Raw genomic sequence first — 14,558 nt, 5'->3', positions numbered from 1 at the left:
GAATAGACGTTTAGGGCCAGGATCCTCTCCTCGTCTCAGTTTTTCATCATACCATTGGAGGATGGTGCAAAAATATCATGCATTCGAGAACTTTCACCTGAATAATAGCTAAATACATATCTCGGTAAATTTCTAGTATCATCTAAAAAAGTCTTGAGCCTTACAGGTCTTGGCTTTTGTAAGTTTTCAAATATCTCAAGAGTTCTGTTATTCTCTTCAGAATTAATATGAATTACAAACTTGTCATTTAGACGATCAGGGTCATGATCAATTGAAATAAACCTTTCTTCTGGGTTTTTACCCATACGGTAAGTAAGCCTAAAGGCCAAATTGAATTTTTGATTTTTTTTGGACTAATTAGTTCTCGAAAAATAATGGCTAATGCTTCTAGAACATTCGATTTGCCTGTTCCATTCCAACCAATTATAACTGTAACCCAATGATCTTGATCAAAGTCAATAACCACATCTTTCAAGTTTTTGAATTGATGTGTTGGACTAATTTTTGAGCTTCCGATTATCAATTTATCAAGACGCATGATTATCCTGTTTTTTTAGTTTAATACGATCATAGATTTTATTTCCATCTGTATCTCTAACAGGATCTATTAAAAGCAAACCTTGCAAATCTAATAATCGTAGGTCCGCATAAACCCCCTCTATTTCTTCAGTATTAGACGTCTTAGTAATTCCACACAATCGAAAAGCTTCTTGAGCATCTACCCAATCACTATTTTCGGAAAGAACATCAATTAGTTTTTTGTTCATAAAAGTCTCACTCGAAAAAAATTCTTGAGCTGTCTTAGGAATTATAGTCTTACTACTCTTTTTTTGTTTTTGAATATCTTTTAACTGTAAAAGAGCCGACTTATCATTAACATCTGGTTCAATTAGTTCTCCACAAAAAGCCTTAGTAAGAATTGATTGATTCAGCCGAGGCATTAAGCTAATGGCTTCAATAGTTAACTGCCGCAAATAGTCTATTGATGCAATTGACTGATTAACTAATCTCACAATTTCCTCTTGCTCAGCAATACTTGGAAGTGGCAACTCAAATTCTGCTAGCTTCTTTGCATTTATATTTGACTGATTGATTCCATCTACTTTCACTTTTTGGCAATAAGCTTTACCTTCTGGACTATTTAAACAAAACGTTAAATATGACGGTAACAAATTTTCAGAACATTTAATTCTTATAAGATAGCCGGCGAAGATTGCCTCATTTTCACCATCGTATAAAGCCGATTTTCCTACTAGCTCTGGACTATTAGTGCGATTGAATAACACATCACCAGGTGTTAAATAGTATTTTTCGATTTCTTTTACGTCAGAGGTATAGGCTAATTTATCCCAATTGAGCTTTCCATCTTGAATATTGCCCATTCTTAATACAGGTACTTTACCCGATGGATAAGATTTTGAACTTGTCCCATAAGTAAGACCTAATACAGCAGATTTCAAAAAAACGGATTTAGGATCATTCTGATTTTTATTTTTCCGCCATTGAGCGGTTAAATCACCTTTAAAAGCAGAGGATAGTATACTTGCTTTATACTTCTCAAGCATTCCTAATATATGTGATAAAAAAACATCTAGTTGTTCTATCCTAAACATTAAGGAATCTATTTTTTCTGAAATACGTTTTTGCTCCGCTAAGGGGGGCAAAATTATCGGCCAATTTTCAAGAGTTTTTTTATCAATTTGCTTAAATGTCGTACCTGTCCCGGCTTCATCTAGATCATTAGCACTTTCCAACAGTTTATAAAAAAGCCATTTGGCATCAACATATGGTGTTATTCCAGCCACACCTCTTCCTAAACAGTATATTTGATCAGAAAAAGCAACTTTGCCAATTGTAGCCCTTATACATATTATTAAATCTCCAACTTTCGAGACCTTTGTTGGCCTGCTTGTATATCGGGAAGCATCAATTACATTGCCTTGAAAGTCAGCTGCCCCACCTACCAAAGGCAAGCCATTGCTTTCATAGTTAGTATATTTGCCATCAGGTGATTGTCCCATATTTATATGAGCAATTTCTGATAAGGTCGTTTTAATCCAATTATCGGGAAATTTATTCATTGTATTGTCTCATGGACATTAGAGTCAATCTCTATAGATATATTCTCTATTTCATTCAGTGCTTCACGTAGATAATTAAAAATAGCACCAGCTATTTCTCCAGGATCTGTTAAAGATTCGTCTGAATCAAAACCGCCATTACCAAACCATATAATATCCAGGTCATCGTTTCTTTCTGCTATTTGTTGTCTTGTAAAATGTCGCCAGCGATTGATTTCATTTTTGTTCAAACGATCTGATAATCCTTCAGGATATTGTCCATAACAACGTTCAAATTCTGCAAAGTCCTCAGCTATAAGAGTTCTCTTTCTACCAAACTTCGTTTGGTTTGAGCGCATATCATAGATCCAAGTGATCTGAGTATTGTCCTTATCACTTTCTCCACGTGTAAAAAATAATACGTTAGTCTTCACTCCAGGACTATAGAATATTCCTGTTGGCAACCTTAATACAGTATGGAGATTACATTTGTCCATCAACTCTTGACGAACTTTTTTTCCAATACCTTCCTCAAAAAGTACATTGTCAGGAACGACTACAGCAGCTCTTCCTCCAGGTTTTAACCCTAAATAAATATGCTGTAAAAAGGCGAGCTGTTTATTCGTCATTAAGATATCATCACGATATTTTCGAACACTTCCAGCTTTTGAACCAAAGGGTGGGTTGGCCAAAATAAGATCTGCTTTGCTAAGGCCATCTGCATCTTCAGTGAGAGCATCTCCCAGTATTATATTAGAATTAAGTTGATGCAAAAAAGAATTCATCAAGCATATTCTATAAGTACCCTTCTCTATCTCGACTCCTTCATATTTAGGTGCATTTTTTGATAGGCATCAATAGTGTCATTAGCACGGATAAAGTGATCAGCTGAGATTAGGAATCCACCCGTACCCGTAGCCGGGTCTGAATAATTTCTCCAACCGAAGGTTTAGATAACCTTACCATACAGTCCACTAAAGCTCTTGGTGTAAAATATTGTCCTGCACCTGAACGAGCATCTTGTGAATTCTTTGACAGCAGACCTTCGTAAATATCCCCCATGCCATCCTTATTTATTGAATGCCAATCTAACTTAGCAAGTCCCTCTATGACAGCTTTTAAATTTTCTGAATGTGAAAAGACCGTTGTAGGAAAAGTATATATTTTTCTAACAACTTCGTTTTCAGCGTGACCACCCAAGAAGGTTAGCATATCACGATATTCGGTTAGAAGGTCTGGTCCTTCATAATTCACTAATCGATCCCAGCGACAGCTCTCAGGTAAGAGATGCTCCGTATGATTTTCTTGAGCTATTTTTAAAAAAAGCAGATACGTTAATTCTGAAATATACTCATGGTAACTAATGCCATCTCCCCGTAATATATTACATAGGTTCCAGATTTTTTGCACTATATTTTCGTTATTCATGATGGTTACATACTAGTTATAAAAGTGATTTAATTATCAGAAGTATATACTTACTGAAAATTTTAATAAAGAAATTTACAAAACTAATCGATAGTATTTTTAAAAATTATTGGTGATAATGAGTAATAAATATTACATAATCTGCATTAATTAATAATACGAAATCAAAACTTCGCTTCATAATTTAAATTATTTATCATTTTTAATTTTATACTAGTAAACAAACGTAATCGATAATATATCGACTAACTTACTTAATTTTATTAGTGGATATACATAGATAATTAAAAGATCACATATAACATTTACTATCACATTATGTCACAACTAAACTAAATTAAATTAAATAATTTATCAGTTTTTGTCTGGTTCTATGTCTTTTTATTTTTCTATTTTTTTGTAATCCATCTTTTCTGTGCTATATTTTTTCACCCAACAGGCATATTTAGCATCTCAATTGTTTTTTTCATTTATCAGTTGCTCTCGACCATCTTTAACGAATAAAATCACTGTCGATATTAGCTAACCTTTCAGCAAGTTCTGGATTTTGCTGGGCTAATAAATAGCCTTCATTAAATCCTTTAGTATAGTCTGGTTCAACCTTGTCCTGATCTTCCATAATTAAAATGATTTGCGATTATTGCGCTCAAGATATGCTTCAATGGAATCTCTGTCATAAAGAATGATTTTTTTCTGGGGCTGGCTAAATCGGATTTCCCTTCGTCTCGCAGCTTTTGCAAAGTTGTTTTAGACTTAATATTTAGTAGTTGCATCGCCTGGTCGTCAGACACCCATTTTTCTCTTCTATGTCCTTGCTTTTCTTGTAGACGTGAGACGACTTCTTCTATCAGGGCATAAAACGCATCTTCTTGCAAACATATAACTTGCATAGTACAATTTTTGTAGCAAGATACAAAACAGGCCTCCCTGAAGGAAATCTATTTTTACTTCATCTGATTGGTGTATGGCTTTCAGTTAGATAATACTATTCGTTGTGCCGACATATTGATATAAATACGTAAATATCTACATATCAGACATTTACGTATTTATATCAATAACATTTAACGCTTAAAAATATTTTATTGAATGTGATAGGTAATTAAAGATTGAAAATATACTTATCCCAGAATTTTTTCATTGTAGTCATCCAATACATTAACAGGCAGCCCTTTCAAATAAATTTCCGTAGTCTTCAAGCTAGAATGGCCCAGCATCGTACTAATAGCTGCGAGTGGAATTTCATGCAACATTGCCTGGGTTGCGAATGAGTGACGGCTCACATAGCTGGTCAGATTTGAATCAATCCCGCAGAGAGTAGCAAGTGTCTTCAGTTTCTTATTATACCTTTTTCGAGCCCACTGAATATCCTTATCACGCAGTACCGGATCTTCCCGCTTTAAAATCGGAAACACAAATTTCGAGTCAGGATTTTGTTCCAGATAATGCACCAGTATCTTTTCAAGCGAAGGAGTAATTTTGATATCGTAAAGCTTCCCTGTTTTTCTTCGGCGATACCTAATTCGCCCGTTGACTAGACTACTTTTTTCGAGATAGGCCATGTCAGCGAAGTTCATACCGTACATCATGTAACTAGCCAGAAAGTAATTGCGAGTGTTGAAGCAGATATGATTCACGGGAATTTCTAACTCGATAATCTTTTTGAGAAACTCGCTGTCCAGTGCCCGTTTGTCCGTGGGAGACGTTTTGATCTTATAATCGTCGAACGGATACAATTCTTTATCAACTAATCCAGATTTGATCGCTTTGTTGTAAATAGCACGGATCGTTCGCATGTAAACAGCCAGGCCATTGACTCCATTTCCTTTACTCTTGTGATGCGTATCAAACTTTGCCAGGAAATCGTAGGTAATTTCTTTGAAGAGTAAATCTTTGCCCTTCCGGTAATCCTTTAACACACTGATTAATCCCTTGTAGGATTTGGCGGTACCTACCCGGTGTGCCTCGATCAACTCATCGACACACTGGCTGGCAAATTGAAAGAAAGAATCACGCACATCTTTTTGAGTAATGCGATCTCTCAACGATGTAATGGATAATGTTTGAAGAATATCTGCTTCATGGAGCTTCAGGATGATATCCATCGCATCCGATTTGATCTTCTGAATCTGGTTGTTTAGTCGAGAGACTGAGCTAACGCCGACATAGCTTTTCTTGACAGTACGTTTCTTTTCATCCCAGTCTTTTTCATTCAGACTTATTCCAATAGGAATGGAAGTCGTTTTACCATGATGCCCGAGCCGCATAATCAGTGGGCATGTACCATCCTTTTTCGGGCGGCGTGTATCCAGCGAAATGACAACGTTCGTATTCATACCTGGAAGGTACTGAAAAATTTGCACAAGATTTGCACAAGAAATCCGTATTTATACGAATCGTCTTGATTTTATAAAATCTATAACTATCTGAAATTCAATTTATTATAAATCATATTAAACCATATAAAACCAATAATCCACGGACTGTTAATCAGAGGGTCGCTGGTTCGAGCCCAGCTTCGGGAGCCTAGTAGTTAGCCACTTACGTTCATTCGTAAGTGGCTTTTTCTTTTAACTCGCCAGCAAACTCGCCAACATCTTTCCTGTACAGTCTGCTCAAGCCCTTCAAAAAGCCCCAAAGTGCAAAACGTTTTTATTATTAATTACTTTTTTTCTTCTGCGAGCTTTATTCCCTATACTCCCTAAAAAATCTATAATAATATATATTTTTTAGCACTTTAAGTAATATATATAAAATATAAGTATCTAATTATTAAAGTTTTACCATTTATTTACGTCAAAAAACAGTGCAAAATGGAGAATAAAACAGTGCAGAATGGAGCTTGTTCTCCCACTTCTGCAACTTACTTGCCATATTATCTTACTGAATTAATCTGTTTTCTCTATTGGTATTGAAATAGATATGGCCTAATGGCCCTGCTTATACTTGTACTATTGCTGCATTAGAATGAAGAGCGGTGCGATCCATAGTTCTGGATAGATTAAGAAGAGAGCCCTCGTTGACATAATCAATCTCTTTGAATGATTTAAATTATCGATGCAACGTTTGACTTCTTTTTTCGTCTTTATGCCATCTATTGGCCGATCAAAGCCAGTGCCAAACTAAATCAGCATCATGAATCGAATACATTGGGTACTTTCGCTAGCATTGGTCACGCTGTTATGGGCCAAACAAACTCAAGCCTGTACGGTGATCTCAGCGGCCTTAAAAGGCGAAGTGTTTGCTGCCGCTAATGAGGATGATTACACCCCTTTCTCAAGAATCTGGTTTAATCCAGCAACAAGAGATCGGTATGGTTCAGTGTGCTTTGGTCACCCTGATTTAGCCACCCAGGCGGCAATAAATGAACATGGATTATTTTTCGACTTTACCGCTCAGAATATTAACCCTTCTAACTATACAATTAAACACCCCTTCCAAGGCGATCTTTTCTTTATAATACTGGGTAAGTGTAAAACCGTCAAGGAAGCCTTAGAATTTATGAAAACGCATAACTATGCCTTTTCTTCTCAGGCACTTTTAGCGGATGCTCAAGGGAACTCAGTAATCATAAATGCTGGTATCCAGGTTGAAAAGAAAGGGATGTACCAGATCAATACTAACTTCAATATTTGTGAAGTAGAGACGGGTAATTATTCTTGTCGACGCTACGATATAGCCAATCAAATGCTTGGTAAAGCCGATCAATTATCAGTGCCTCTTTTTAGAAAAATCCTGAGTCAAACCAGACAGGAGGGAAAGCTATCCACTCAGTATTCGAATATATATGATTTGAAACGCGGTCTGATTTACGTTTATTACTTTCACGATTTTGAAAATCCTTACATAATTGATATTAAGAAAGAAATAAAAAAGGGGTATCACCTACAAAAGTTATCAACCCTTTTTCCAAGCTCGTTTGCCTATGAGACCTATTCCAAATCACATGCTCTCTATCGCAAAGAGAAACTTTTAGACAAAATAGACGAAGTAGGCCTTGATAGTGCTTCTCGTTACTATGTACAGTTAGAGGACAATGGTGCACAGCCAGATACGTTGGTTTCGGTAGCCTTGCTGGAAGTGGCTTTGCAACTGGTGAAGAACGCATTCAATCAGTATAATGAAGGGGGAATGTGGGAATATTGGTACAGTTTACCAGGGGGCTATAAGCCAGCAAATACAAAAGATGAAAAACTGTTAGCAGCGGATAAGCTAATGGAAGGATTAATGCAAGACAAAAAAATCGACGATAAGACCCAACGTTTCATCGGGGAAATATACGCGTATAGCCAGTTAGCTCAAGGTCGTAAAGACCTAGCTAAACTCTACTACGAGAAAGCAGCTGAGTCACCTGATAAAAATTACAAATCGTCTTATCTGAGGGCACAAAAAATGCTAGCCGTTATTAGTTCAAATTAGAGTGGAGCTAGGTAATGCCGTGTTTATTAGTTTTCGTAGGATTTTTATTCAACTTAGTATTGTTTCTTGCAAAGCTAGCTTTTGCATAAGTGTCTATATGTTAAGTAAATCTTTTACCTCGTATAGTGTTTGGGGCTGACCGCCCCAAACACTATACAGCCTCTATTCTTACAAAACCAAGAGTTGTTTCACCGCTTGTTCAGCATGAAGTTGTGTGGTGTCAAAAACCGGAATAAATACATCGGATTGCTTGATAAGTAACGTAATTTCTGTGCAGCCTAAAATAACGCATTCAGCTCCTTGCTGATAAAGTTATCAATGATCGCTAGATATTCCAGCCTTGATTTTTCTTGAACTATTCCTTGAACTAGCTCTTCGTAGATTACCCGATGGACGGTATCGATGTCTAATGGGTCAGGAATGAGAACTTGCAAATTGTATTTGTCTTTCAGTCGCCCTTTGTAGAAGGATTCCATCATCGTGAACCGGGTTCCCAATAATGCCACTCGGCTCAGACCCGCTGCGACTATTGCTTCGGCCGTCGGGTCAGCAATGTGTAAGAATGGAACTTGCGTGGCCTCTTGAAGTTGGTCGGCTACTTTGTGCATCGTGTTTGTGCACAGGATTAGTAAATCCGCCCCCCCTTTCTCTAATCGTTGTGCGGCTTCAATCATGAGTTCGCTCAACGATTGCCAATCGCCCACATGCTGCAATTTCTCAATTTGGGCGAAATCAACGGAATAGAGTAGACAGGAGCAAGAGTGAAGATTGCCCAGGTATTCTTTCACCGTTCGGTTAATGATTTGGTAATACAAGGCCGAGGACTCCCAACTCATGCCGCCAATCAATCCTAGTGTTTTCAAAATTGAATCAGATACGTTCGTTTAAAGCTAAGAGCAACATACAGATTCTAAAGTGGCAATAAAAAAACTATTTCAGAAAGATACCTGCACTGATCAGAAAAAATAACCACCCCGAGGAAGAGTGTTTATCTGGCTTGTACGGAAAAGGTTTAGTTAACTCACGGCTCGAAAGGTCTTAATTAATTCCAACGTTCGAAACGTTAAATCTGATCATTCCTCAGGATAGATTTCAGTAAAATTGTCCGAAGCTACAGCACAGGTTAATAAAAATTCCAAATCCGTTGCGATAATGGACAATTCGCCTCCGAGCATGTCTGCTTAGATGCTTTACTTCGTTTGATTGGGGTTGTTCGTGTTGATGATAATCGATTGATTTAGCTTTATTAGTTGGTTCGTGTACCATACGGTATGCCAATCACATACACGTTCAACGTCAAGAGCTTATCAAATAGATTATCCTTAGAAACCTCTTTCCCTATGCTATCGACACTAAAAGTGTTTTTAATATTCTTTGAAATTACCATGATAGTATGGATTCTCCTGTTGCAAGAATGCCGGAAATTCCATAAATGGCCGAATGAGGGAATCCAATTATCTACTACTAATTTAAAAATTTCATTATCACTAAACAAAAGGATCTAAGTAGTGTACTCCCATAAGGCTACCATTCTGATTCTGGAGCTTTTAATCTTCGTGTTTCTCACATTTCTACTACTCATCTATTGGTAATTAATTAAGAAAGATAAGTTTCTATTATAGTAGTCATCGATTACGTATTTCTATAAAATATGTAATCTAAATAATTCTTCAGAAGGACTGCATTTTTTGAAGAATTATTATAACGAACATATAAATTTTCCCATAATTATTTAATACCATGGTTACATATTAACTCTTCAGTTGATATAATATAAATGCGATCTTCTATTACATTTTATCATCTAATATAAAATTCTATTTATTGAATACTGCCAGCTATATACCGATCGATTTGAAATGGATTTAGTAGTATACGGACTTTTGGTTAACTAGTCTATAGTTTGTACAGTACCTTTTTAAATCTTTTTACACTTAATCTCAATCGCTCAATTTTATGAAACCACAACTATCTTTTTATTGGCAAGTTAAAATCTTTTGCCTCTTCGCCGTATTTTTCTTATTTCATGCTTCTACTGGATGCCTTCAAGCTCAGCAAATTCTCTGGCCTACAAACACGAGCGACGGTACGGCTTCCATGATATTTCAAAGAGATGCGGCCAATAAAGCTTCCGTTCGCTTCATTGTAGCTTCATCTAATGGTGCGAATATTACTTCACTCCAGGTGCGTTATAAGAAATATATCCTTTCTGGCACGCTTGAATCCAACTATGTAGATCCACGCCCGGGCTCATCCTCTTTAACTAATGGCTATCTTAATGGCGTCAACTTTAATGGCATTAATTCTTCTTGCCAAGTAAGCTTCACCTTGGATATTCAGCAAGGCATGTATCAAATGGAAGCCTTAATTAATGGAAGTCAGACTTGGCAAGATTTCGGGGTTGGAGAAGTTTTTGCTATTGCTGGGCAGTCTAATGCCGCTGGTTATGCGAAAGATAATAACGGCGAAGCCGAAGTTACCACGCCAAAATTTGTACACTATAATAATACTAAATCTCAGTTTGACAGCAATGATCCCGGATCTGCGGGGGTAGGAAGAAAGTATTATAAATATTACTGGGGGAAACTCGGTTCGCAATTAGCGACTGCTTTAAATGTTCCCGTTGCTTTTTATCAAGCCGCTTGGTCAGGCACTTCAGTACATATTTGGTATCTAAGTAGCATAGGCACTCCGACAGCGTATCCTAGTAGTTACCCTTATCAAAATCTAAAAGCTGTTCTTCAGACTACAAAAAATCAGGTAGGGCTCCGTGGCGTACTTTGGCATCAGGGAGAAACCTATGATACAGGTAACTATAACGATGAATTAAATGCATTAATTCAACAGTCTCGACTTGATGTAGGAGGAGACATATCTTGGGTAATTGCCCGAGCTTCTTATATTAACGGAAATGCTCAGCCTCCTATCATTAATTCGCAAAATCGCCTGCTAACCCCTAATATTTACGGCAATAATTTTGTAATCAATGCCAAGGCTTTTGGTGACAACACTACCACTGTTTATAATAAAATTAATATCTTTTCTGGTCCTGAAACCGATGGATTTACGGGAGCTAACCGGTTACCAGATCAGACCCATTTGAGTGTGACAGGGCAAACACAAGTAGCTACTGCCTGGTATACGGCCCTGACTCAAAACTATGGAGGGCAAAACTTTTTTAGCTACCCTACTGCTCTTCTTAATACCCAGCTACTACTGTAAACTCAGCTAATTGCAATCCCTCCGTCTGCGATCTCTCTAATCCTGTTTCAATTGGAAGTTGGAATGGGTATTCTGTAGAGCTTAGACAATTAGGAGCCTATAAAGTACTGGTTACGGTAGTACCCGGAGGGCCTAATGGAGCTATCAAATACTTTCCCCGGGGTAAAAACTACTGGAATAGTATCACTCGTAATGCAGGCACGGATGCCTATTACAATTGCATCAACGTAGGAGAAACTGGTTATGGAGGTCTGGTCTTTCCCTCCGAAGTGACCCTGCCCGCAGGTTATGCGGAAGGCTATGAACAAGATGGAGCACGCTATTTTTACCAAAATCAACCCGTTGATATCTGCCAATTAGATCAACCTCAGACCATTGGCAACTGGAATGGCTATAGTGTTCAAATTCGTAAGTTCGATAGCTATAAAGTGCTGGTTACAGTAGTACCCGGAGGACCTAATGGAGCCACCAAATACTTTGCCCGGGGGAAAAATTACTGGAACAGTATCAATCGCAATGCAGGTACGGATGCCTATTACAATTGCATCAACGTAGGGGACACCGGTTACGGAGGATTAGTGCTCCCTCTGGATCCTAACTATACGCCATCCGGCTACTTAAAAGGAACCGAAAACGATGGAGCTATCTATTACTACCAACCTACCGGGGGACGGATAGCAGCTATCGAGAGCAAAAGTGAAGCTCTACAGATTATAGCGATAGCCCCTAACCCTTCCACTGGTACTTTTACTGTCCAGGTACATGTCGCGAATAATCAACCCGCTGAATTAGTAGTCAGAAACCTACAAGGAACGGTATGGTTCAGAAAATCATTCATTGGAAAAGGTACTCAGGTTCACCAAGTTAATTTAGGCTCTTCTGCAAAAGGAACGGCGTTAGTATCTTTGGAAACGCAAGGAAGTATCATAACTAATAGAGCTATTCTTTTACCTTAAAAGGATAGTTGACCACTAAAGTAACGTATAGGAGCATGCAGCTTTGCTTCTTGTAGATTACAAATGAACAGGATTTGAACTCTATCAATTTCTGATTTAAAAAGTATAAAAGAGGAAGGCATAAAATTCTTTATCCCTTCCTCTTTTTGTATTTCTATCCAGTGGATGAAAAACAACTATTGCTTGTGTAACTAGATTATTGGAATCCTAGTAGATCTAGGACATACCAAATTTGCCGATACAATAAGGCTTAAGCTACGGATTGCCCCTGACGATGCCCCAATTACAGTTCATGCCCGTATAAACTATCCTATCAGTTGGCCCTTCTTTAGATAACTCAAGTTGGGAGAAGTTGCACCGTTGAATTTAACCCCTTATTACCAAAAGGAATAGATTTTCTTTTGAAGCCAGTGGTCTTTCAATGAAATTCCTCCATAGTTCAGTCAACTGAACAAGATAACTTATGTTAAAAAAGTTAATTTTTGCTTTACTTAGTATAGTTAATTTCTATGAAAATCATTAAATTCAAAGCATTATCCCATACCTAATAAACGCATAATGCTATCCTTAACCAAGCAATGCCCCTATTGCCGCTCCAAAGATGTTGAACGGACACGCCGTCCTTCCCTTGTTCGTAACGTGCTTTTTCCCAAACGTTATTATCGTTGCCGACGATGCACAAAGCATTTTTTCATGTGTCCAGCGTGGGTATCTACTAGCATTACTATTTTTCATCGCCAGAAATAAGAAATAACCTTTTTCATACCTCCTCATCCCATAGTAAAATACCTTGCACAAAGCTCTACACCTCGATACCAAAAGTATCGGGGTGTAGAGCTTTGTGTCTGTTTAGGCTAAAAATTCCGGGTGGTATGTGGCATGAAAAGCTAAAAAATTGAAAAATGAAGCCGTGCTTGACTTCATTACTAGCCCAACGGTTCAGCATGCAATCCAAATGAAGGCGTTTCCATAGCTTCAGCTATTATAACAGATAACATCAGTTCATAATAGCTGAGCTCCATGACTATCTCAGGCAAGGGAATCGTAGATCCATTTAAGCTTGAAATGATGGTATTGCAAAACAGAGGTATGCGTTAGATCATTCACCTATTGACAGCATCGTTACTTTTAGATGAAAACTGTCCATCGAAATCGATGGTATGCTCCTTTTCTTATGATGCCTTGACCCATGGAAACGGTGCAGAAGAGATTGGGTTACCAAGAGGAAGTTTTTAACTTATAAACAGGCGAATGAGTGTGAATAACTTTTTTAAAAGAAAATATCAAAAAACCGTCAACAGTATTGCGTTCCTACCTGCCATCATTGCTCTGGGGTTTCTCGCCTTAGGTGGATTAATGATCACCTTAGACTATTCAGAACCAGGAAAGCTGATTAAAAGCCAGCTTGATTGGCTTCGTCTGAAAGATGCTTCGACGGCAAGAAGTATCATTGGGGCCGTTGCCGCTGGCATTTTATCATTAACGGTGTTTAGCTTTTCAATGGTTATGATCGTGCTGAACCAAGCCGCTTCTCAAATGAGTAACCGGGTGCTTGGGCAATTAATCGGCAACAAATTTCAGCAGTCTGTTTTAGGTACTTACATCGGAACCATTATCTACGCTTTCTTTCTGCTTAGCACGATCAGGGATGTAGAATCAGGGATTTATATACCAGCACTCAGTACCTATTTGTTGATTTTCATTACTATTTTCGATATTTTCCTATTTATCTATTTTCTTCATTACATTACGCAGTCTGTTAAATATGAGGTTATTATACAGAAGGTATTTGATGATACGTTAGCCTCGATGAAAAAGGCGTGTGCCCACCAGCAGCCTTCTTCACTTGAGGTGTCGCCTACTCCCCCCTTCCACGTGAAAGCGGTGAAGTCGGGTATCTTTGAAGGAGTTGAGCTAGAAGGGTTGAAGGCCTTTTGTCTAGAGCATTCGATTCAAATTAAAATTCTCCTCACCCCTGGAACGTTTGTATTACCCGGTACTCCTGTATTGGCAACCAGCAAGTCCTTGCCGGAGGAGTTACAGCACCAACTACTTGAATTCATGTTTATTCCCCTGATCCAAACGATCCAGGGTAATTTTTTATACGGGTTTAGCCAATTAAGAGAAATTACCTTAAAAGCCCTCAGCACGGGCGTAAACGATCCCGGTACGGCTATCATTAGTTTGCGTGCGTTGTCATCGCTATTTTTATACCGGTCCCAACATCATCCGGAACTGTTGATACGCGATCCGCAGGGTGCTATCCTATTGGTTATACCGGAAGTTAGTTTTGAGGCACTAGTCCTGGAACATCTTAATCCTATCTGGGATTATGGCCAGGATGACCGCTTGCTGTGCCATGAAATGTATGCGTTATGCTCACAGTTGCAGAAACTAACTTCCAAACCAGTTTTTGAGAATCTCTTATCAAAAATAAAAGCCAGGCTTGCTTCATTTCTGTCCTAAAGGCTTA

General features: G+C 38.0%; 11 protein-coding genes and 1 pseudogene. 4 read left to right on the top strand and 8 right to left on the bottom strand.

The annotated features are described in order from the left end of the window. Window positions 1-247: 247 nt before the first annotated feature. From BWI96_RS21910 to BWI96_RS10335, 7 genes are all read right to left on the bottom strand, one after another. Entirely contained in the window at window positions 248-538 is a 291-nt protein-coding gene (locus BWI96_RS21910) for an AAA family ATPase (protein ID WP_198555226.1), read from the bottom strand. Continuing rightward, window positions 528-2,081 (bottom strand): restriction endonuclease subunit S, encoded by a 1,554-nt coding sequence (locus BWI96_RS10350; RefSeq protein ID WP_106636568.1) that lies wholly within the window; start codon window positions 2,079-2,081, stop codon window positions 528-530. The genes BWI96_RS21910 and BWI96_RS10350 overlap by 11 nt, the downstream gene beginning before the upstream one ends. After that, on the bottom strand, window positions 2,078-2,845 hold the full coding sequence (locus tag BWI96_RS22880) for a class I SAM-dependent DNA methyltransferase (protein WP_369804135.1): 768 nt from the start codon (window positions 2,843-2,845) through the stop codon (window positions 2,078-2,080). Before BWI96_RS22880 ends, BWI96_RS10350 begins: the two co-directional genes overlap by 4 nt. A gap of 109 nt (window positions 2,846-2,954) precedes the next feature. Then, window positions 2,955-3,488, bottom strand: coding sequence for a type I restriction-modification system subunit M N-terminal domain-containing protein (locus tag BWI96_RS22875; protein ID WP_198555225.1), 534 nt, complete (start codon window positions 3,486-3,488; stop codon window positions 2,955-2,957). Between the two features lie 493 nt (window positions 3,489-3,981). Next, window positions 3,982-4,107, bottom strand: coding sequence for a hypothetical protein (locus BWI96_RS22870; protein WP_255400686.1), 126 nt, complete (start codon window positions 4,105-4,107; stop codon window positions 3,982-3,984). Then, the gene (locus BWI96_RS10340) at window positions 4,085-4,363 is read right to left on the bottom strand and encodes a DNA-binding protein (RefSeq protein WP_232793675.1); all 279 of its coding nucleotides are present in this window, start codon (window positions 4,361-4,363) and stop codon (window positions 4,085-4,087) included. Before BWI96_RS10340 ends, BWI96_RS22870 begins: the two co-directional genes overlap by 23 nt. Before the next feature lie 246 nt (window positions 4,364-4,609). Further along, window positions 4,610-5,824 carry a site-specific integrase gene (locus BWI96_RS10335; RefSeq protein ID WP_106636658.1) on the bottom strand — a complete coding sequence of 405 codons (1,215 nt, stop codon included), beginning with the start codon at window positions 5,822-5,824 and terminating at the stop codon, window positions 4,610-4,612. A 799-nt stretch (window positions 5,825-6,623) separates the two neighbouring features. Between BWI96_RS10335 and BWI96_RS10330 the strand changes: the two genes are divergently transcribed. Beyond that, complete coding sequence (locus tag BWI96_RS10330; protein ID WP_106636567.1) at window positions 6,624-7,907, top strand: carcinine hydrolase/isopenicillin-N N-acyltransferase family protein; 1,284 nt, start codon at window positions 6,624-6,626, stop codon at window positions 7,905-7,907. Between the two features lie 168 nt (window positions 7,908-8,075). Here the strand turns inward: BWI96_RS10330 and BWI96_RS10325 are convergent. After that, window positions 8,076-8,743: pseudogene (locus BWI96_RS10325) on the bottom strand (aspartate/glutamate racemase family protein). 1,120 nt (window positions 8,744-9,863) lie between these two features. Here BWI96_RS10325 and BWI96_RS10320 point away from each other — a divergent pair. From BWI96_RS10320 to BWI96_RS10310, 3 genes are all read left to right on the top strand, one after another. After that, window positions 9,864-11,129 (top strand): sialate O-acetylesterase, encoded by a 1,266-nt coding sequence (locus BWI96_RS10320; protein ID WP_106636566.1) that lies wholly within the window; start codon window positions 9,864-9,866, stop codon window positions 11,127-11,129. Between the two features lie 269 nt (window positions 11,130-11,398). Beyond that, window positions 11,399-12,085: a T9SS type A sorting domain-containing protein gene (locus tag BWI96_RS10315; protein WP_106636565.1), complete on the top strand. Its 687-nt coding sequence runs from the start codon at window positions 11,399-11,401 to the stop codon at window positions 12,083-12,085. Between the two features lie 1,251 nt (window positions 12,086-13,336). Then, on the top strand, window positions 13,337-14,551 hold the full coding sequence (locus BWI96_RS10310) for a DUF2254 domain-containing protein (RefSeq protein WP_106636564.1): 1,215 nt from the start codon (window positions 13,337-13,339) through the stop codon (window positions 14,549-14,551). Window positions 14,552-14,558: the final 7 nt, after the last annotated feature.

The sequence above is a fragment of the Siphonobacter sp. SORGH_AS_0500 genome, assembly GCF_002838835.1.
Classification (GTDB): domain Bacteria; phylum Bacteroidota; class Bacteroidia; order Cytophagales; family Spirosomataceae; genus Siphonobacter.
Note: the sequence above shows the minus strand (reverse complement) of the source record. Positions and strands in the feature narration are given on the sequence as shown.

Bases quoted from the DNA above. Each gene is read 5' to 3' on its own strand.
- BWI96_RS21910 (WP_198555226.1), bottom strand. From the start codon at position 538: ATGCGTCTTGATAAATTGATAATCGGAAGCTCAAAAATTAGTCCAACA.
- BWI96_RS10350 (WP_106636568.1), bottom strand. From the start codon at position 2,081: ATGAATAAATTTCCCGATAATTGGATTAAAACGACCTTATCAGAAATT.
- BWI96_RS22880 (WP_369804135.1), bottom strand. From the start codon at position 2,845: ATGAATTCTTTTTTGCATCAACTTAATTCTAATATAATACTGGGAGAT.
- BWI96_RS22875 (WP_198555225.1), bottom strand. From the start codon at position 3,488: ATGAATAACGAAAATATAGTGCAAAAAATCTGGAACCTATGTAATATA.
- BWI96_RS22870 (WP_255400686.1), bottom strand. From the start codon at position 4,107: ATGGAAGATCAGGACAAGGTTGAACCAGACTATACTAAAGGATTTAAT.
- BWI96_RS10335 (WP_106636658.1), bottom strand. From the start codon at position 5,824: ATGAATACGAACGTTGTCATTTCGCTGGATACACGCCGCCCGAAAAAG.
- BWI96_RS10330 (WP_106636567.1), top strand. From the start codon at position 6,624: ATGAATCGAATACATTGGGTACTTTCGCTAGCATTGGTCACGCTGTTA.
- BWI96_RS10320 (WP_106636566.1), top strand. From the start codon at position 9,864: ATGAAACCACAACTATCTTTTTATTGGCAAGTTAAAATCTTTTGCCTC.
- BWI96_RS10310 (WP_106636564.1), top strand. From the start codon at position 13,337: ATGAGTGTGAATAACTTTTTTAAAAGAAAATATCAAAAAACCGTCAAC.